Source organism: Bifidobacterium pseudolongum subsp. globosum (assembly GCF_000741295.1).
Classification (GTDB): Bacteria; Actinomycetota; Actinomycetes; order Actinomycetales; family Bifidobacteriaceae; genus Bifidobacterium; species Bifidobacterium globosum.
In genome coordinates this window covers 403,654-423,089 of sequence record NZ_JGZG01000005.1, presented here as the reverse complement: position 1 = coordinate 423,089, position 19,436 = coordinate 403,654, and the positions used below count along the sequence as shown (strand labels likewise).

At 62.2% G+C, this 19,436-nt stretch carries 16 protein-coding genes; 13 read left to right on the top strand and 3 right to left on the bottom strand.

The annotated features are described in order from the left end of the window. Positions 1-32: 32 nt before the first annotated feature. From uvrC to BPSG_RS04025, 11 genes are all read left to right on the top strand, one after another. A complete protein-coding gene (gene uvrC, locus BPSG_RS04080) occupies positions 33-2,333 on the top strand; it encodes an excinuclease ABC subunit UvrC (RefSeq protein WP_080699187.1) in 2,301 nt (766 codons plus the stop codon). Between the two features lie 28 nt (positions 2,334-2,361). Beyond that, positions 2,362-3,291, top strand: coding sequence for a shikimate dehydrogenase (locus BPSG_RS04075; protein ID WP_026643087.1), 930 nt, complete (start codon positions 2,362-2,364; stop codon positions 3,289-3,291). A gap of 14 nt (positions 3,292-3,305) precedes the next feature. Further along, a complete protein-coding gene (rapZ, locus tag BPSG_RS04070) occupies positions 3,306-4,223 on the top strand; it encodes an RNase adapter RapZ (protein WP_026643086.1) in 918 nt (305 codons plus the stop codon). Between the two features lie 126 nt (positions 4,224-4,349). Further along, the gene (gene whiA, locus BPSG_RS04065) at positions 4,350-5,297 is read left to right on the top strand and encodes a DNA-binding protein WhiA (protein WP_026643085.1); all 948 of its coding nucleotides are present in this window, start codon (positions 4,350-4,352) and stop codon (positions 5,295-5,297) included. 146 nt (positions 5,298-5,443) lie between these two features. Further along, complete coding sequence (locus BPSG_RS04060; RefSeq protein WP_022857536.1) at positions 5,444-6,649, top strand: phosphoglycerate kinase; 1,206 nt, start codon at positions 5,444-5,446, stop codon at positions 6,647-6,649. A gap of 89 nt (positions 6,650-6,738) precedes the next feature. Further along, positions 6,739-7,542: a triose-phosphate isomerase gene (gene tpiA / locus BPSG_RS04055; protein WP_026643084.1), complete on the top strand. Its 804-nt coding sequence runs from the start codon at positions 6,739-6,741 to the stop codon at positions 7,540-7,542. Between the two features lie 65 nt (positions 7,543-7,607). Further along, positions 7,608-7,865, top strand: a complete 258-nt coding sequence (secG, locus tag BPSG_RS04050; protein WP_022857534.1) for a preprotein translocase subunit SecG — start codon at positions 7,608-7,610, stop codon at positions 7,863-7,865. A gap of 106 nt (positions 7,866-7,971) precedes the next feature. Further along, a complete protein-coding gene (locus tag BPSG_RS04045) occupies positions 7,972-8,799 on the top strand; it encodes an HAD hydrolase family protein (protein ID WP_026643083.1) in 828 nt (275 codons plus the stop codon). Positions 8,800-9,058: 259 nt separating this feature from the next. After that, positions 9,059-10,732, top strand: a complete 1,674-nt coding sequence (locus tag BPSG_RS04035; RefSeq protein WP_414133097.1) for an aminotransferase class I/II-fold pyridoxal phosphate-dependent enzyme — start codon at positions 9,059-9,061, stop codon at positions 10,730-10,732. 46 nt (positions 10,733-10,778) lie between these two features. Beyond that, a complete protein-coding gene (locus BPSG_RS04030) occupies positions 10,779-11,297 on the top strand; it encodes an Lrp/AsnC family transcriptional regulator (protein WP_026643080.1) in 519 nt (172 codons plus the stop codon). Then, positions 11,297-12,460: a pyridoxal phosphate-dependent aminotransferase gene (locus BPSG_RS04025; RefSeq protein WP_026643079.1), complete on the top strand. Its 1,164-nt coding sequence runs from the start codon at positions 11,297-11,299 to the stop codon at positions 12,458-12,460. Before BPSG_RS04030 ends, BPSG_RS04025 begins: the two co-directional genes overlap by 1 nt. 86 nt (positions 12,461-12,546) lie before the next feature. Here BPSG_RS04025 and tal read toward each other — a convergent pair whose 3' ends face one another. Further along, positions 12,547-13,653 (bottom strand): transaldolase, encoded by a 1,107-nt coding sequence (gene tal / locus BPSG_RS04020; RefSeq protein ID WP_026643077.1) that lies wholly within the window; start codon positions 13,651-13,653, stop codon positions 12,547-12,549. A gap of 105 nt (positions 13,654-13,758) precedes the next feature. Beyond that, a complete protein-coding gene (gene tkt / locus BPSG_RS04015; protein WP_022857528.1) occupies positions 13,759-15,855 on the bottom strand; it encodes a transketolase in 2,097 nt (698 codons plus the stop codon). Between the two features lie 343 nt (positions 15,856-16,198). On the opposite strand from tkt, the gene hrcA reads away from it, so the two are divergent. Both hrcA and dnaJ read left to right on the top strand, forming a co-directional pair. After that, positions 16,199-17,284 (top strand): heat-inducible transcriptional repressor HrcA, encoded by a 1,086-nt coding sequence (hrcA, locus tag BPSG_RS04010; protein WP_026643076.1) that lies wholly within the window; start codon positions 16,199-16,201, stop codon positions 17,282-17,284. A 69-nt stretch (positions 17,285-17,353) separates the two neighbouring features. Next, the gene (gene dnaJ, locus BPSG_RS04005) at positions 17,354-18,505 is read left to right on the top strand and encodes a molecular chaperone DnaJ (protein WP_026643075.1); all 1,152 of its coding nucleotides are present in this window, start codon (positions 17,354-17,356) and stop codon (positions 18,503-18,505) included. 96 nt (positions 18,506-18,601) lie between these two features. Here dnaJ and BPSG_RS04000 read toward each other — a convergent pair whose 3' ends face one another. Beyond that, positions 18,602-19,399 (bottom strand): fructosamine kinase family protein, encoded by a 798-nt coding sequence (locus BPSG_RS04000; RefSeq protein ID WP_026643074.1) that lies wholly within the window; start codon positions 19,397-19,399, stop codon positions 18,602-18,604. Positions 19,400-19,436 lie beyond the last annotated feature (37 nt).

The window sequence follows — 19,436 nt, the reverse complement described above, 5'->3', positions numbered from 1 at the left end:
TCGAACGCCATGCGCCAGACTCCTGGCAAGACATGGCACACGACCTAATCGCCAGCATGCCCGCGCAGGACACGAGCGGCGGCACCAATGCCAACGGGGCGCCACTGCTGGGCGACACCCGCGACCTGTTCCGTCCACGCACCGGTGACATTCCCGCACAGCCCGGCGTCTACAAGTGGCGCGACGGGGAGGGCCGCGTGATCTACGTGGGCAAAGCGAAGAACCTGCGCAACCGCCTGACGAACTACTTCCAGCCACTGCACCAACTGCACCCGCGCACCCAGACCATGGTGCTCACCGCGCGGTCGCTCGAATGGACCGTGGTCAGCACCGAACTCGAGGCGCTCACCTTGGAATACACATGGATCAAGGAATTCGACCCGCGGTTCAACGTGGTGTTCCGTGACGACAAAACCTATCCTTACCTTGCCGTCTCCGTGGGCGAGGAATACCCCCGCGTATGGGTCACCCGCAGCCGCAAACGACGCGACACCCGATATTTCGGACCCTACGCCAAGGTGTGGGATCTGCGCAAAAGCCTGGACCGCCTGCTGCGCACCTTCCCCGTGCGCACCTGCACGCCCGCTGTGTTCCGCAAAGCGCGCCTCACCGGACGCCCATGCCTGCTTGCCTCGATTGGCAAATGCTCAGCGCCATGCGTGGGTCGTATCGACGCCGGCGCGCACCGGCGCATGTGCGAACAACTCGTAGGCGTATTGACCGGCCGTGTGGGCAAATCGTACATCGCCCAACTCACCGCGCAGATGAAGGAGGCGAGCGCCGACCTCGATTTCGAGCGTGCGGCGCGGTTGCGTGACGACATCCAGATGCTCAGCACTGTGATGGAGCAGAACGCGGTTGTGCTCGATCAGGATGTGGACGCCGATGTGTTCGGCTTCGCCACCGACGAGCTTGAAGCGTCCGTGCATGCGTTCTTCGTACGTTCGGGCACCATCCGGGGTGAACGCAATTGGAGTGTGGAACGCGCCAACGAAGTGGACGACGGCGAACTGATGGCCGATCTGATTGTCCAAGTGTATTCCGAGCTGACGCATGAGGCGGCCAGCACACCGCGTGCGGACGCACCGGAAGACGGAGGAGCGGCGCAAGGCGCATCCCCGTCGCTCATCATCAACGAGCAACGCAACGCCATCGCCGATTCGCAGCAGATCACCGCGACCGATGTCACCGCACGCGCCCAGGCCACGCGCGCCCGTACACGCCACATGGAGCAGACCGGTCGCGCCGACCTGCTCGAACCGGTGGCTCCGGTGCCCCGGCAGATCCTGCTGCCGTTCCCACCGGCGCGCACCGAGGAGCTGGAGCAATGGCTGTCGGGGTTGCGTGGGGGAGCGGTCTCAATCACCGTGCCGATGCGCGGCAACAAGAAACAGTTGCTCGACCGCGCCGACCAGAACGCACAGCAGGCGTTGCAACGCAGCAAGATGAGCCGCATCAACGACATCGGCACACGCACCGCGGCCATGAACGATGTGGCACAGGCGCTTGGACTGGACCAGGCCCCATTGCGCATCGAATGCTACGACATCTCCAATACCGTGGGAGGCGCGTTCCAAGTGGCGTCGATGGTGGTGTTCGAAGACGGCATCGCCAAGAAATCCGAATACCGGCGGTTCGCGATCCGCGGCGACGACGGCGCCGGCGCGCTCGATGACCTTTCCGCACTGTACGAGACGTTGACGCGCAGGTTCAAACACGGCAACATCGCCGGCGACAGCGGCGAAAGCCTCGACAATGAGCGGCGAGCTGGCGGCCAGCCCGCCGATGGCGATGTGGTGCAGCAGAACACCAACCGCAGGCATTTCGCCTACAAACCCAATCTTGTGGTGGTCGACGGCGGCAAGCCGCAGGTCATGGCGGCGGCACAGGCCTTGGCTGATTGCGGTGTGGAAGACGTGGCGGTGTGCGGTTTGGCCAAGCGGCTCGAAGAGGTGTGGGTGCCGGACGATGACTACCCGATCATCCTCAAACGCACCTCCGAAGGCCTCTACCTGCTGCAGCGGGTGCGTGACGAATCCCACCGGTTCGCCATCACCTACCATCGGCAGGCACGCCGCAAAGGCGCGCTCCGGTCGGCTCTCGACGACATTCCGGGCATCGGCCCCGCCTATCAGAAGCGTCTGTTGGCGTATTTCGGTTCGGTGCGCGCCATGCGTGAGGCCAGTGTCGAGGAACTCGAAGCGGTCAAAGGCGTCGGCCATGCCAAGGCGCAACGCATCCACGACGCATTGCACGGAGGGGCGCGAAACACCGACCCCACGCAGCGAGAAGCCGTGCAGAGTGCGGCCGGTGCCGGTGATAAGGTAGGGTAGCGCGGGCACGAAGAAGACGGGAGGCCGCATGCCATTCGAACACCACACGCCCCATCGCCACTGCGCCGTGCTGGGGCAGCCCATCGCGCACTCACTGTCACCTGTGTTGCATACCGCCGCATACCGGGCCATGGGCTTGGACGATTGGGACTACCGCAGCATCGAGGTGGGGCAGGACGATCTGGAACCGTTCTTGGACTCGTTGGACGACACCTGGGCGGGCCTGAGCCTGACGATGCCCCTCAAACGCACCATCCAGCCATACGGTGAGCCATCGAACCTATGGGCGAGGGAACTGGGGGTGGCCAATACGGTGGTGTTCGACGGCACCGGACACAACCACGCCCTGAAACTGTTCAACACCGACGTCTACGGCATCGCACGCGCCTTCGAGGAAGCGGAGAATCGCCAGACACAGACCGGCGCCGCCGCGCACACCCACCGCACCGCGGTCATTCTCGGCAACGGCAACACCGCCACGTCGGCATTGGCCGCATGCGCGATGATGGGTGACGTAGCCGATGTGGTGGTGGCCGCACGCCACCCCGACCGTAATCCCGGCCTCGCCGCATGCGGAGAGCGCCATGGCATGTCGGTACGTCTCGTGCCGTTGGCGGATTGCATACCGGATTTGGCGGCGGCGGATGTGGCGGTCAACACCATTCCCGCCCATGGTGCCGACGTGGTGGCCCAGGCACTGCTCGATGCGGGCGTGGACGTGCACGGTATGCTGCTCGATGTGGTCTATGACCCCAGGCCCACGGCGCTCATGCGCGCGTGGCGGAAACGTGGCGGCATCGCGATCGGCGGCGAGGAGATGCTACTGTATCAGGCGGTGGCCCAAGTGCTGCTGATGACGGGCCACGCCCAATCCGAGGACTTTGACCATTGCAGTACGCGCACACAGGACCGCACGTTGGAGACCGCGATGCGCGCCGCACTGGAGGAGGCACTATGACATCTACCGCACCCATGGGGCAGCCGGCGTTGGCCAAGGAACCCGAGGCAACCGCGCCGGCAGAAGGGTTCGAGGTCATGCTCATCACCGGCATGAGCGGTGCGGGCCGGTCGCATGCCGCCCACAGCATCGAGGACATGGGGTGGTATGTGGTCGACAACATGCCGCCACAGCTCATGGTGCCGATGGTCGACATGATGACCGCGTCACCCAGCGGCGTGCACCGGCTCGCCGCTGTCATCGACGTGCGATCGCGCGATTATTTCGCCGACTTGTCCGCCATGCTGAGCCATCTCGATGATCTGGGCGTCAAAACGCGCATCCTCTTTTTGGACGCCGACGACGAGGTGCTGATCAAACGCTTCGAATCGGTGCGCCGCCCGCACCCGTTGCAGCACAACGGCCGGCTCATCGACGGCATCCGCGAGGAGCGCGCCCTGCTGGAGAACCTCGAGGAGCGCGCCGACATCGTGATCGACACGAGCCATCTGAGCATCCACCAGCTGTCCACGAAACTGTACAATGCACTCATGGGATCGGGCCCGACCACCGTCTCGGTACACATCTTCAGCTTCGGGTTCAAATACGGCATTCCGATCGACGCGGACTTCGTGGCGGATGTGCGCTTCCTGCCCAACCCGTTCTGGGTGCCGCGCCTGCGTGAGCTCAACGGCAAGGATGCGCCGGTGAGCGAATACGTGCTGTCAAGCGACGGCGCCACGGAATTCCTCGACGCCTACGAGAAGGCAATCGAGATCGCCGTGAACGGGTATGCGCAGGAAGACAAGCATTATGTCACCATCGCCATCGGCTGTACCGGCGGCCAGCACCGTTCGGTCGCCATGAGCGAGGCCTTGGCCGAACGATTGCGCGCGCACGGCCTTTCCGTGAGTGTCTCCGCCCGCGAACTCGACCGAAAAGAAGCACAATAACCCCATTTTGTCAAATCCCAATCCACATTCGGCGTTGTCCAAGTCGTTCGGTATCACGGAACTTCGGTGGGATGACGCGACACGCCGAACACCACCCCATTCAGCCAGAACCAACAGGAGGATCCCTTGGCGCTTCTCGATGAGGTAAAAAGCGAGCTGTCCGAAATCGACGGGGAGATGGCCGCGGCACAGAAGGCGCAAGCCACCGCCATGCTTCGTTTCGGCGGCGGTCTGCGCAAGACCGAGAAGGGCATCATAGTCCAAGCCCAATTCGATTCCCTGGAAGCAGCCCGTTGGCTGCAACATGCCATCAAGCATCAGTATGGCCATGATTCCATCCTCAACGCCGTCGACCGCCAGACCCCCAACGGTCCGGTGCGCCGGTACCTCATCACAATCGACCGCGGCGGCGTGGCCCTCGCCCTGCAATGCGGCCTGCTCGACCGCCACACCCATCAAGTGGTGGGCGGACTGCCCAAGGAGATCACGAGCGGCAACATCGCACAGGTCAAAACCATTTGGCGTGGGGCTTTCCTTGCACATGGCGCCCTGTCCGACCCGGGCAAGGCCAGCTATCTCGAAGTGATCTGCCCGACCGACGAAACGGTCATCGACCTGACGAGCGCCGCACGCCGTCTGGGCATCAGCGCACAGGCACGCCAGCTGCGCAGCTCGCGCCGCGTGACGCTCAAGGACCCCGATGCAATCGAGCGCATGCTCATCCTCATGGGCGCACCGCGTTCGGCACGCGAATGGACCGGCAAGCGTTCCGACGGCGAAGCCCGCGGCAAAGCGAACCGTTTGGCCAACTTCGACGACGCCAACATGCGCCGCAGTGCCAAGGCCGCGGCGGAAGCCTGCGAAAAAGTGCGCCACGCCTTCGCGATCCTCGGTGACGATGTGCCGGAGAACCTGCGTGCGGCAGGCCAGCTACGCCTTGACCATGGTGATGCGAGCCTTGAAGAACTCGGCCGCCTCGCCAATCCACCCATCACGAAAGACGCCGTGGCGGGCCGCATCCGCCGCCTGCTCCAGCTCGCCGACAAGGTGCAGCGGGCGCAACAGGAGTCATGACCGGCCAGCATCCGGTGCCATGCACGGGCTCAGCACAGCGGTTGCTTTGTCAGCGAACGCGGTGTGTTGTTTCTTTCGGGCGCTAAGATGCATAACTGGTGGCTTACTACAGCCGTCGCACATGTGGCGGCGTGAAAGGATAACGAATGAAGACACTTAAGGATCTCGGAGATCTCAAGGGCAAGCGCGTTCTGGTGCGCGCCGACTTCAATGTTCCGCTCGATGGCACGACCATCACCGATGACGGTCGTATCAAGGCTGCGCTGCCCACCATCGAAGAGCTGCGCAAGGATGGCGCCAAGGTCATCCTCATGGCCCATCTGGGCCGCCCGAAGGGCAAGGTCGTCCCCGAACTGTCCCTCGCGCCGGTCGCCAAGCGCCTGAGCGAACTGCTCGGCTGCGACGTGGTGCTCGCCAGCGACACATATGGCCCCGATGCGCAGGCGAAGGTCGCCGCGATGAACGACGGCGACGTCGTGCTGCTCGAAAACGTGCGTTTCAACCCCGAAGAGACCAGCAAGGACGAGGCCGAGCGCGCCGAGTACGCCAAGAAGATCGCCGCGCTGGGCGACGTGTTCGTCTCCGACGGTTTCGGTGTGGTCCACCGTGCACAGGGCTCCAACTACGATGTGGCGGCCGATCTTCCGGCGGCGGCGGGCCTGCTCGTCGAAAAGGAAGTCAAGGCGCTGTCCAAGGCGACCGAGAACCCGGAGCGCCCGTTCACCGTGGTGCTCGGCGGCTCCAAGGTCTCCGACAAGCTCGGCGTGATCGAGAACCTGCTCGACAAGGCCGACCGCCTCGTCATCGGCGGCGGCATGGTCTTCACTTTCCTCAAGGCCAAGGGCTATGAGGTCGGCACGTCGCTGCTCGAAGAGGACCAGATCGACAAGGTCAAGGGCTACATCGAGACGGCTGAGAAGAACGGCGTCGAGCTCGTGCTCCCGGTCGACATCGTCGTCAACAAGGGCTTCCCGGCAGGGGACACCCCGATCGACCCGCAGGTCGTGCCCGCGGACCAGATCCCGTCCGACATGATGGGCCTCGACATCGGCCCGGAATCCTGCAAGCTCTTCCACGACAAGATCGTGGACTCCAAGACCGTGGTGTGGAACGGCCCGATGGGCGTCTTCGAGATCCCGCAGTTCGCCAACGGCACACGTGCCGTGGCCCAGGCGCTCGTCGACGCGACCGCGAACGGCGCGTTCACGATCGTCGGCGGTGGCGATTCCGCGGCAGCCGTGCGTAACCTCGGCTTCCCGGAGGATGGCTTCTCGCACATCTCCACCGGCGGCGGCGCTTCCCTCGAGTTCCTTGAGGGCAAGGAGCTTCCCGGCCTGAAGGTGCTCGACTGATTCTGAACCGTTTCCCGGCGCGCGCCACCAGCCGGTGGCGCGCGCCGCGTTCGTACATCCGTTCCCGCACACAGACATCGAGGAATCCTATGGCATCCGCACGCACACCCATGGTGGCTGGCAATTGGAAGATGAATTTCGACCATCTCGAGGCCACTGCTTTCGTGCAGCGGTTCGCGAAAAACCTCCGTTCCCACCATTTTGATTTCTCGCGGTGCGAGGTGGCGCTCTTCCCCTCATTCACGTCGTTGCGCAGCGTGCAAGTGCTTGTGGAATCCGAAAAACTGCGCATCAAATACGGGGCCCAAACCGTCTCGGTCACCACACAGGGCGCCTTCACCGGCGATGTCTCCGCGGATATGATCGCGCATCTGGGCTGCAGCTATGTGATCGTGGGGCACTCGGAACGCCGCAAATACCATCCCGAAGACGACGCCAACATCGTCGATCAGGTGCGTGCTGTGCTCGCCGCCGGTATGCAACCAATCCTGTGCGTAGGTGAAAGCCTCGAAGAACGCCGCAAAGGCATCGAACTCGACTTCGCCGTGGGGCAGGTGCATGATGTGACACGTGACCTTTCCGACGAAGAGGCAGCCAAACTCATCATCGCATACGAACCCGTCTGGGCGATTGGCACCGGCATGGTGGCTACACCCCAATCCGCGCAGGATGCGGCGCAAGCGTTCCGCGAACATCTGCGCGCCACGTTCAACGAGCATGTGGCGCAGGCCGTACGTGTGCTCTACGGCGGTTCGGTGAGTTCCAAGAACGCGGTGGAGCTCATCACCGAGCCGGACGTGGATGGATTCCTCATCGGAGGGGCCGCGCTGGACGTCGATGAGCTCACTCGCGTCTGCACGCTCACATTGGCGACAACATCTTCACACAAATAGCGGGTATTTCTCACGCCCATGCGCTATTGTGTAATACGGAAAATGACTTTGTTGGAGGTACACCTGTGTCCGCTTTAGCTGTAACCAAGCTGGTGCTGCAAATCATTCTTGTCGTGCTCAGCCTGCTGCTCACCCTGCTCATCCTCATGCACAAGGGCAAGGGCGGCGGCCTGTCCGACATGTTCGGCGGTGGCCTGACCCAGAACGCCGGATCCTCGGGTGTGGCCGAAAAAAACCTGAACCGCTGGACGGTGATCATCGCCCTCGTGTGGGTGGCGATCGTCATCGCCCTCGGCCTGTTCGCCAAGTTCGGCATCGCCTGATCCCGACTGCATGCAACGACCCATGGCCACCTGAAACATGGTGGGACCATGGGTCGTTTCGTATCCAGACCACACCACCAGCCAATAGGGGAGGGGCTTCCACACCATGCCTCACACACCATTCGTCATCGCCGACCTCGACGGCACACTGCTCCACGACGCCGAACGCTTCGAAGACCGCGCCCTCTCGGCACACACAATCGAGACGGTGCACGCTGTACGCAGCCGGGGAATTCCTGTCGTCGTCGCTACGGCACGTCCGGTGAGCACCGGTCTGTCCATCGTGCAAGCGCTGCACGCCGACGCATGCATCTATCTCAACGGCGCACTGATTGATTTCGATCCCTCACAATCCGACTACGCATCACTCACCGGACACAAGCCATCGTCACCGGGCAGCCTTGTCAAAAACGGATTCGACTCGCAGCGCGCCTGCCAAGTGTGCCGCGCGATGCTGAGCATCATGCCCGACCTGGAGGTCGGCATTGTCATGGATGACATACGATACACGAACTTCGACGTGTCACGGTATTGGACAACCCAAACATGGCAGTACACTGATTTCCGTGACGTGCCTCACGGCATAGCCGACAAGATCATCATCTTCCCGAGAGCCGAACAGACCGAGCTGTTGCACGAGCTCATCCCGGATGACTTCGCCGTGCATGTGTCGGAAGGACGGCTGTGGATGCTCATGGCGCCACATGCCAACAAAAAGGATGCGGTGCAAACCCTATGCGACCAGTGGGGGATGGATGTGCAACAGGCCACCGCATTCGGCGATGACATGGTCGATATCGGCATGATGAACCTCAGCGGCACCGGCGTGGCTGTGGCCAATGCCAATCCAGCCGTGCTCCACATCGCCGATGAAGTGTGCCCGTCGAACAACGATGACGGCGTGGCGCAATGGCTTGAACACAACATGTTGTAAATTGAACTTCAGTATGTGGTCCCCGAAGTGTTCAGCGTTGAACAATTCGGGGACCGCACTGAACCTTTCTACCATTATATTGAACATACAGTATTGAACATATAGTCATCCATATATGTTCAATACATAATCAATATGCACACCACCGCCTGCATGGTATGTTCAACGCGTGGTATACTCGGCACTATTGTTGTTGCACTGAACACACGAGAGGGGAGCGGCAGTGACCGATCGATTCACGCAACGCCTCAACCAAGCAATGGATCTGCGCAACATACGGCAAAGCGACTTCGTCAAGGCCGCACATGCCCACGGCATCAAGCTGGGACGCAGCCACATCAGCCAGTATGTACACGGCAAGACCAAACCCCGCCCTGACATAGAACATTTTCTGGCGGCTGTGCTCAACGTGGACGCGAGATGGCTTGCCGGGGAGGACGTGCCCTTCGACGACCATCCAGCCACGTTATCTGATATACAGACAGATATTGAACATTCACCGTCAATGTTCAATGCATCCAGTTTGAACACCACTCCACATGTTCGACAGAATGCACCCCGCAACTTTGAACAATCAGTGGCAGACACCCCATCACACTATCAGGCACATATGGAACAGGAGCACAGGATGGAACCACAATTCGACGCCAATGTACAGGACCCTTCATTCACCGATGTGCCCGCAACCGTGACCCCCGGTTCCACCACCGCGCACACACGGAGGACGTTCACCAAATCGCATAAGCTCGACAACGTGCTCTATGATGTCCGCGGCCCGGTCGTCAACGAGGCGGCGCGCATGGAAGCGGCCGGCATGCACGTCATGAAGCTCAACATCGGCAACCCCGCACCATTCGGCTTCCGCACACCGGATGAGGTCGTGTATGACATGGCGCAACAGCTCACGGATACCGAGGGGTATTCGGCGTCGAAGGGCCTGTTCTCCGCCCGCAAAGCGATCATGCAGTACGCGCAGCTCAAGCATCTGCCGAACGTCGGCGTCGAAGACATCTACACGGGCAACGGCGTGAGTGAACTGATCAATCTGAGCATGAGCGCGTTGCTCGACAACGGTGACGAGGTGTTGCTGCCCGCACCGGACTACCCGCTGTGGACCGCATGCGTCACGCTGGCGGGCGGCAAGCCGGTGCATTATGTGTGCGATGAGCAATCGGAGTGGTACCCGGACATCGACGACATGCGCGCGAAGATCACCGACCGCACCAAGGCGATCGTCATCATCAACCCCAACAATCCCACCGGCGCGCTCTACCCGAAGGAGGTCCTTGAACAGATCGTCAGCCTGGCACGCGAACACCAGCTGATGATCTTCTCCGACGAGATCTACGACCGGCTTGTCATGGACGGCCTTGAACACACATCGATCGCTTCGCTCGCCCCGGACCTGTTCTGCGTCACCTACAGCGGACTGTCCAAATCGCACATGATCGCGGGCTACCGCATCGGTTGGATGATCCTCTCCGGCAACAAGGCGATCGCGAAGGACTACATCGAGGGCATCGACATGCTCACGAATATGCGCATCTGTTCAAACGTGCCCGCGCAATCCATCGTGCAGACCGCGCTCGGCGGACACCAGAGCGTCAATGATTATCTGGTGCCCGGCGGCCGCCTCTACGAGCAGCGCGAATACATCTATGAGGCGCTCAACGCCATCGACGGCATCTCCGCCGTCAAGCCAAAGGCCGCGTTCTATATCTTCCCGAAGATCAACACGAAGAAGTTCAACATCCACAACGACGAACAGTTCGCCCTCGACCTGCTGCACGACGAAAAGCTGCTCATTGTGCAAGGCACCGGTTTCAATTGGAAGGATCCGGACCACTTCCGCGTCGTCTATCTGCCGCGTGTCGAAGTGCTCAAGGGCGCGGTGGAGAAGATGACGAATTTCTTCAGTTATTATCGTCAATAGACGCAGGCACCGCAGCCATACCAACCACAAGGATCGGAACACCAGCATGACGGAACCGAGTATCAGCGGCCAGGACCAGGCGATTCTCGAACTGCTCGAGAACGACGCCCGGCTCAACGCGCAGGACCTCGCCGACATTCTCAATGAAGACGCCAAGGATGTCGCACACGCCGTACGCCGCATGGAGGACCAGAAGATCATCTGCGGCTACCATACGGTGATCAACTACAACAAAGTGCTGCGCGACGAGCGCATCATGGCGTTCATCGAAGTGGATGTCTCGCCGATGAAGGACCAGGGTTACGACCACACCGCGGCCCTACTCGCGAAATACCCGGAGATCGATTCGCTGTATCTGATCACCGGCGACAACGACTTCATCTGCCTTGTCCAAGGGCGCACGATGTTCGAGGTGTGCCAGTTCGTGGCCGACCGCATCGCCGTCATGGAGCATGTGCAGAGCACGAAGACCCTGTTCGTGCTCAAGCAGTACAAGCAGTCCGGCGTGCTCACCGGCGCGGCCCGCACGGCCAACAGCGAGGGACGATTGGTGGTGAGCTACTGATGAAATCCATCAACCGGACCATCGAACACCTCAAGCCCAGTGGCATCCGCAAATACTTCGATCTGGCGAACGCGATGGAGGGCGTCATCTCCCTCGGCGTCGGCGAGCCGGATTTCGACACCCCATGGCATATCAGCGCGAAAGCGGTGGAATCATTCGAAGACGGGCACACCCACTACACGGCGAACCGTGGCCTGATCGCGTTGCGCAGGCAGATCGCGAACTATTACCGCAACCGCTACGGCATCGCGTATGACCCCGACTCGGAGATCCTTGTCACCGTGGGTGGCTCGGAAGCCGTCGACCTGTGCTGCCGCACGCTGATCAACCCCGGCGACGAAGTGATTGTGCTCGACCCGAACTATGTGGCCTACGAGCCCGCGATCCTCATGGCCGGCGGCGTGCCAGTGCGCATTCCGCTGACCCAGGAGCACGATTTTAAGCTCCTGCCCGAAGACCTCGAGCGTGCGATCACCGAGAAGACGAAAGCGATCATCGTCAACTTCCCATCGAATCCGACCGGGGGCGTGATGACCCGTGAGGACTATGCCCGATTGGTCCCGATCCTCAAGGAATCCGGCATCTACATCATCTCCGACGAGATCTATTCCGAACTCGTGTTCGCAGGGGAGTTCTGCTCTCCTGCAAGCTTCGACGAGATTCGAGACCAAGTGCTCGTGATCAATGGCTTCTCGAAGGCATTCGCCATGACCGGTTGGCGCCTTGGCTACCTGTTGAGCAATCCTGAGTTGAGCGGACAGCTGACGAAGGTGCACCAGTTCGTCATCATGTCAGCGCCCACCGCAGCGCAATACGCGGCGATTGAGGCACTCGAGCATGGCATGCCGGACATCGCGGGCATGTGCAAGGAATACGAGGCGCGCCGCAACCTCATCTGCGCACGCCTGAACCGCATGGGATTGACGACCAATGTGCCGAACGGCACATTCTATGTGTTCGCGAACATCACGTCATCAGGGTTGTCATCCGACGAATTCTGCGTACGGCTGCTCGAAGAGCAGAAGGTCGCGATTGTGCCGGGCACCGCGTTCGGTGAGTCCGGCGAGGGCTTTGTGCGCATATCCTATGCGACGAGTATGGAAGACATCAAAGAGGCGTGTGCACGCATCGACGCGTTCCTCGAAACGCTGCACAACGACTGACCACACTGCGTCAGCATCAAGAAAGGGGACCGGCATGATGCCGGTCCCCTTGAGGACTATCTAGGATTCAATGAATCCGAATGGTCTCAGCCGTTGACGCGGTCGATGCCGGCCTGCACGTCGGAGAGCACGGAGTCCCAGGACTTGATGAAGGCGGCGACGCCGTCAGCCTCAAGCTTGTCGGTGACATCCTTGAAGTTCACGCCGACTTCGGCGAGGTCGTTCATGATGTCGTGCGCTTCGTCGTAGTTGCCGGAGACGATGCCCAGCGTGGCGTCGCCGTGGTCTGCGACAGCGAGCAGGGTCTTCTCAGGCATCGTGTTGACGACGTCCTTGGCCACGAGCTCGTCCACGTACTTGGTGTCGGAGTAAGCGGCGTTCTTGGTGCCGGTGGAGGCCCACAGCGGACGCTGCTTCTTGGCGCCCTTGGCTTCGAGCTCGGCCCAACGGGAGTCCTCGGCGAACTTCTTCTCGAAGAGTTCGTAGGCGAGTCGGGCGTTGGCCACAGCGGCCTTGCCCATGAGGCCCTTGGCCTCGAGGGAGCCGATCTCCTCAAGCTGCTTGTCAACAGCGGTGTCCACGCGGGAGACGAAGAACGAAGCGACGGAAGCGATGTGCTCCAAGTCGTGGCCGTTGGCGGCGGCCTGGGCAATGCCCTCGATGAAGGCGTCGATGACCTGCTCGTAACGCTCGAGCGAGAAGATCAGGGTGACGTTCACGGAGATGCCCTTGGCCAGGGTGGCGGTAATCGCCGGAAGGCCTTCGAGGGTCGCCGGAATCTTGATCATCGCGTTCTTGCGGTCGACCTTCTCCCAGAGTTCCTCAGCCTGCTTCTCGGTGGCTTCGGTCTCGTGGGCCAGACGCGGGTCGACTTCGATGGACACGCGGCCGTTCACATAGTCGGAGGCTTCGGCGACCGGCTTGAAGATGTCGCAGGCGTTGCGCACGTCGGTGGTGGTGAGCTCGCGGATGGCGGTCTCAACGTCGACCTTGCCGAGTTCCTTGAGCTGTGCGTCGTACGGGCCGACCTGGCTCAGGGCCTTCTGGAAGATGGACGGGTTAGTGGTGACGCCAACCACGTTGTCGTTCTTGATGAGCTCTTCGAGGTTGCCCGACTCGATGCGGGTGCGGGACAGGTCGTCCAGCCAGATCGACACACCGGCGTCCGAAATTGCCTGAGTGGATGCAGTCATTTGTTTTCTCCTACTGTTTGTTGGATGAAATCTTGGGGGGTTGCCCATGGAACCGGCCATGGGCAAAGGGGAGGGGCCGTGTGGCCCCTCCCGTACAGCTGTGGTTCAGCGCGCAGCTTCGATGGAGGCCTTGGCGGCTTCCACCACGTGCTCGGCGGTGATACCCAGATCGATCATGTTCTGGGTGCCGTCGCCCTGCAGGCCGAACTGCTCGATCGAGACCGGCTTGCCATAGGTGCCAAGGTACTTGTACCACGGCTGAGCCAGACCGGCTTCGACGGAGACGCGGGCCTTGACGGAAGCGGGGAGGACGGATTCCTTGTAGTCCTCGTCCTGGTCCTCGAACCATTCCATGCAGACCATGGACACCACGCGGGCCTTGACGCCCTCATCGGCCAGCTTCTTGGCAGCTTCGACAGCCCACTGAACTTCGGAACCGGTGGCCATGATGATCACGTCCGGATCGCCTTCGGTGTCGACGAGGATGTAGCCACCCTTCTTGACGCCTTCCTTGGCCTTAGCCGCGGTCTCGGCGAGGGTCGGCACGCCCTGACGGGTCAGCACGAGGGCTGCCGGCAGCGTGTTGTCCTTCTCGAAGAACGCACGGTAGGCTTCGGCGGTCTCCCACTCGTCGGCCGGGCGCACGACTTCGAACTGCGGGATGGCGCGGAACGAATCGAGGTGCTCGATCGGCTGGTGGGTCGGACCGTCTTCGCCCAGAGCCACGGAATCGTGGGTCCAGATGAAGAGGTTCGGAATCTCCATGAGGGCGGCCAGACGCACGGCGGCACGCTCGTAATCGGCGAACTGGAAGAAGGTGCCGGAGAACGGGCGGGTGTCGGAGCCGAGCAGGATGCCGTTGGTGATGCAGCCCGAGGCGAACTCACGCACGCCGAAGTGCAGCTGACGGCCGTAGATGGAGCAGTTCGGCCACTGGGTGGTGGCGTACTTCGCCGGGGCGAAGGACTGCGCGCCCTTGATGTTGGTGTTGTTGGAACCACCGAGGTCGGCGGAGCCGCCCCACAGTTCCGGCATCACGGCGGCGACCGCGTTGAGCGCAGCGCCGGAAGCCTTGCGGGTGGCGACCTTGGAGCCGACTTCGAACGTCGCCTCCAGATCGTCGATGGCCTTGTCGAAGTCCTCAGGAAGCTCGCCGGCCTTGATGCGGTCGTAGAGGGCCGCCTTGTCGGGGTTGGCGCTGCGCCACTGGGCGAGGGCCTCATCCCATTCGGCATGGGCCTGAGCGCCACGCTGGGCGACCTCACGGGCATGGGCGAGGGCTTCTTCGTCGATTTCGAAGGTCTTGGCCGGATCGAAGCCGAGCACCTTCTTGAGGGCTGCGACGGCTTCGTCGCCGAGGGCCGAACCGTGCGAGGACGGATCGTTGGTCTTGCCCGGCGTCGGCCATGCGATGAGCGTGTCGACCTTGATGAAGTGCGGGCGGTCGGTGACCTGCTCGGCCTTCTCGAGAACCTTGGTCAGGCCTTCGATGTCTTCCTTGTAGGAGCCATCGGGCTGGATGAAGCTGATCTCGTCGGTGTACCAGCCGTAGGCCTCGTAACGCTTGAGCACGTCCTCGGCGAACGCGATCTTGGTCTCGCCTTCGATCTGGATGTGGTTGGCGTCGAAGATGACGAACAGGTTGCCCAGCTCCTGGTTGCCCGCGAGCGAGGAAGCCTCGGAGGAAACGCCTTCCTCGACGTCGCCTTCACCGCAGATGACCCACACCTTGTGGTCGAACGGGGACTTGCCGGCCTCGGTGTCGGGGTCGAGCAGACCGCGCTCGAAACGCTGGCCATAGGCGAAACCGACGGCGGAGGCGAGGCCCTGGCCCAGCGGGCCGGTCGTCATCTCGATGCCCGGGGTCAGGCCGACTTCGGGATGGCCCGGCGTACGGGTGTCCTTGCCACCACGGAAGTACTTGAGGTCATCCAGCGTCAGGCCATAGCCCGAGAAGTACAGCTGCACGTACTGGGTGAGCGACGCATGGCCGCCGGAGAGGATGAAACGGTCACGGCCGGCCCAGTTCGGGTCGCTCGGATCGTGCTTGATGAAACGCTGATACAGGGTGTAGGCGATCGGAGCCAGCGAAATCGGGGAGCCGGGGTGTCCGGAGCCCGCCTTCTGCACGGCGTCAGCGGAGAGGACCTTCGCCATCTTGATGGCGCGCTCGTCCAGTTCAGACCAGGTGTTATCGGTCATAGGTGATCTACTTTCCTTCCAATACTTCGGGCAGGGGGGAGCCCGGCTGTTTGCCGGACCACCGACGCCCTTCACATTGCCTTTTCATACTAACCGCCATAACCGACTTCATGGCGCGGTTTCGTCGCGTTCGCGCGCGTCTTGGCACCGCGGCCGGCGTTGGGGCTCAAGCGTACAGGCCCATGAAGGGCTTGTCGGGAAAAGTTCTCCCATCGCTATAACTAGCACTCCATGACCAAGAGTGCTCATACAATATCGAAAAGACCATCGTTTACGCGCGCGCCGCGCTGTTCGCTTCGCACGACACGCAGAACACAGCATATAAAGCAAAGGAGGCATGGCGATGACCCAGACACGTCGCATGCAGGTGTTGCGCGCCGTCGTCGAGGATTACATCCGTTCGCAGGAGCCGGTGGGCTCGTCGGCGCTCATCGCACGGCACAACCTCAAGGTGAGTTCGGCCACGATCCGCAAAGACATGGCCGCGTTGGAAGACGAGGGGTTCCTGACCCAACCGCACACCTCCGCCGGCCGTGTGCCGACCGAACGTGGGTACCGGTACTTTGTGGATTCCCTGTCCGAGCTTGTGCCATTGACCGAACCACAGCGCGAAGCCATCCGCACATTGCTCGACGGTTCCGTGAACCTGCAGGACGCACTGCAGCGGTCCGCCAGACTGCTCGCCCGGTTCACCGGCCAGGTGGCCGTGGTGGCCTCGCCGGCGCTGTCGAAGGCGCGATTGTGGCATCTGGAGGTCATCGCCGTCTCGTCGACCTCACTGCTCGCCGTTGTGGTGACCGACACCGGCCGTGTGGCCCAGCATATCCTCACCGTGCCGCACCTGCCCGACGGGCGGCATCTGCAGGAATTCTGCGACGCAGTCAACGCCCGCTGCAGTACGCAGACACTGCGGCGCGCAGCGCGCACAATCCGCGCGATGCACGCAGATGAGACGTATGCGGACCTGAAAGGACTGCCGAACCGACTTGCGGACGCGTTCGAGACGATGGCGGATGAGGAACGCACGAACGAGCTGTTCGTGGCGGGCGTGTCCACGCTCGCGCACCAACATGACTCCGTGCAGGATCTGACCCCGCTGTTCGATGCGCTCGAGGAACGCGCAGTGCTCATGCATCTCATGAGCCAGCTGAGCACTGCGGGCGACGCCAACGGTGTGGGCGTCGCGATTGGATCGGAGACCAACAATCCCGATCTGGCCCACGCGGCCGTCGTCTCGGGCGGATACGGCAGGACGACGCCATACGGCGGCCCGGACGCCGTGGACAAGACAGGGCAGGAACCCATTGCATTTGTGGGATCCATCGGCCCGACGCACATGAATTATGAGATCGCGATGGCCGCCGTGCACGCAGTGGCCAGATACCTCACCGCACTGGTCTCGAACAACGACATGGAAATCACCCGCTGATACGCCATACGTGCGCCGTATCATCAAGACATCGACCATTACCGAAGCTAACCGAGAGGAACAACGCCATTGGCTGCTGACTACTACGAGACCCTGGGCGTGGAGCGCACGGCCAGCGAAGAGGACATCAAACGCGCCTACCGCAAGATGAGCCGCAAATACCACCCGGACATCGCAGGCCCTGAATTCGAAGAGAAGTTCAAAGAGGTCAATACGGCCTACGAAGTGCTGTCCGATCCGGACAAGCGCAGGATGTACGACGCGGGGGTGGACCCCAACGACCCCAATGGCAGAGCTGGCGGGTTCGGCGGCTATGGAGGGTTCGGCATGGGCGACATCTTCAGCCAGTTCTTCGGCGGTGCGTTCGGCGACGCCGCGGCAAACGAGCCGATTCCACGCGCGCAGCCGGGCCGCGACACACTCGAATCCCTGACCGTGGACCTGCAGATGGTCGTCTTCGGCGGCACGCAGAACCTCACGTTCTCCACGCTCGGCACCTGCGCCAACTGCGAAGGCACCGGTTCCGAGCACGAGGAGCCGCCGGTCACCTGTGACGTGTGTCACGGCCGTGGATTCGTGCAGAAGGTCGTGCGTACGATGCTCGGCCAGATGATGACGTCCGCCCCGTGCGAACATTGCGAGGGCCACGGCACGATCATCGTGCACCCGTGCACGGTCTGCCATGGCCACGGCCGTGTGCCGACGTCGCGCACGATCGGCGTGCCGGTGCCCGCAGGCGTGGATTCCGGCACCCGCATCCGCCTCGCGCACGAAGGCGAGGTCGGCGAATGCGGCGGCGAGGCCGGCGACCTGTACGTGGACATCCGCGTGCGCAAGGACGAGCGGTTCTCCCGCGAAGGCGACAATCTGCATTGCTGGATCCAGGTGCCGATGAGCTGGGCCGTGCTGGGGCACACCATCGACGTCAGCACATTCGACGGCGACCGCCAGCTGGAGGTGCCGGCGGGCTGCCAGCCCGAGGAAACCATCACGCTCGACGGTCTGGGCGTCACGCATCTGCAAAGCAAGGGCGAGCGCGGTGATCTGGTGGTGCACATCAACGTGCTGATCCCCACCAAGCTCAATGATCGCGAACGGGAGCTCATCGGGGAGTTCGCGCAGCTGCATGACGCCAAGGCGTCGACCGTCTCGCAGAATTCCAAACCGGCGGCGCCGCAGAAAAAGGGATTCTTCGGCAAGCTGAAAGACGCCCTCGGTTGAAGCGCGCGCCGGCGCCGGTGATCGCCGGTAACCGCGCATAACAGTGGCCGTGGTTTCGGTATCGCCCGAGACCACGGCCACTGTTGTATATATGGTTCAGCCGAGCAGCGAGCGGCACATCTGCCGGTATTCGCTCACATAGCCGCCTCCGAAGAACACGCAATGGCCCGCGATGGGGTACAGCTGCCAGAGCGTAGTGCGTTCCTGATATCCGGCCTTCAACGGGTGCACCGACTGGTAGCCTTCGGTGATCTCGGTCAGGTATGACATGCCGAAGAGATGCAGCATCGCCAGGTCCTCTTCGCGGTGGCCGCCATGCGCGGCCGGATCGATCAGCACGGCCTGCGTGTCGCCAGTGTCATTGGTCCACATCACGTTGCCGCTCCACAGGTCCCCGTGCACGCGCGCGGGACGGTCGGAGGCCGCACGCCCCAGCAGTTCAGGCAGTGCGTCGATGACGCGCTGGGTGAGGTCCATGTCCGACTCGCGAAGTGAACCGCGTTCAATGCCGAGTTGGACCATGGGGCGCAAGCGGCCTTCCGCCAAATATGTGGCGGGGTCGGTCCATGTGCCGGTGTCCATCGGCACTGGATCCTGCAGCGGCCCGAAGTAGCAGGTGCCGTCGTATCCTGCAGGGGCGGAGCCGAAATACGGGGCGCCGGCGTCATGCATATGGGCGAGTTCCGCACCGAACCGGAAGGCGGCGTCAGCTGTGGGGGAGCAGGGGGAGACGCGTTCGATATCCAGATAGTCCCTGCCCCATTCGAAGACCTTGACCACGCGCGGGCCACCTTGGGATTGCGCTTCGCCAAGCCATTGCAAGCCCCTGCCTTCACACTCAAAGAACCCTTGCGGGGCAAAGGCCCGACTCTTGCGGTACACTGCTTTGCTCATGTCATCTCCTTGCATACTGGCCGTACGGCTGTATAGC

Excerpts from the sequence above, each read along its gene's own strand:
- uvrC (WP_080699187.1), top strand. The coding sequence starts at position 33 with ATGGCACACGACCTAATCGCCAGCATGCCCGCGCAGGACACGAGCGGC.
- BPSG_RS04075 (WP_026643087.1), top strand. The coding sequence starts at position 2,362 with ATGCCATTCGAACACCACACGCCCCATCGCCACTGCGCCGTGCTGGGG.
- rapZ (WP_026643086.1), top strand. The coding sequence starts at position 3,306 with ATGGGGCAGCCGGCGTTGGCCAAGGAACCCGAGGCAACCGCGCCGGCA.
- BPSG_RS04060 (WP_022857536.1), top strand. The coding sequence starts at position 5,444 with ATGAAGACACTTAAGGATCTCGGAGATCTCAAGGGCAAGCGCGTTCTG.
- tpiA (WP_026643084.1), top strand. The coding sequence starts at position 6,739 with ATGGCATCCGCACGCACACCCATGGTGGCTGGCAATTGGAAGATGAAT.
- BPSG_RS04045 (WP_026643083.1), top strand. The coding sequence starts at position 7,972 with ATGCCTCACACACCATTCGTCATCGCCGACCTCGACGGCACACTGCTC.
- BPSG_RS04035 (WP_414133097.1), top strand. The coding sequence starts at position 9,059 with ATGGATCTGCGCAACATACGGCAAAGCGACTTCGTCAAGGCCGCACAT.
- BPSG_RS04030 (WP_026643080.1), top strand. The coding sequence starts at position 10,779 with ATGACGGAACCGAGTATCAGCGGCCAGGACCAGGCGATTCTCGAACTG.
- BPSG_RS04025 (WP_026643079.1), top strand. The coding sequence starts at position 11,297 with ATGAAATCCATCAACCGGACCATCGAACACCTCAAGCCCAGTGGCATC.
- tal (WP_026643077.1), bottom strand. The coding sequence starts at position 13,653 with ATGACTGCATCCACTCAGGCAATTTCGGACGCCGGTGTGTCGATCTGG.
- tkt (WP_022857528.1), bottom strand. The coding sequence starts at position 15,855 with ATGACCGATAACACCTGGTCTGAACTGGACGAGCGCGCCATCAAGATG.
- hrcA (WP_026643076.1), top strand. The coding sequence starts at position 16,199 with ATGACCCAGACACGTCGCATGCAGGTGTTGCGCGCCGTCGTCGAGGAT.
- BPSG_RS04000 (WP_026643074.1), bottom strand. The coding sequence starts at position 19,399 with ATGAGCAAAGCAGTGTACCGCAAGAGTCGGGCCTTTGCCCCGCAAGGG.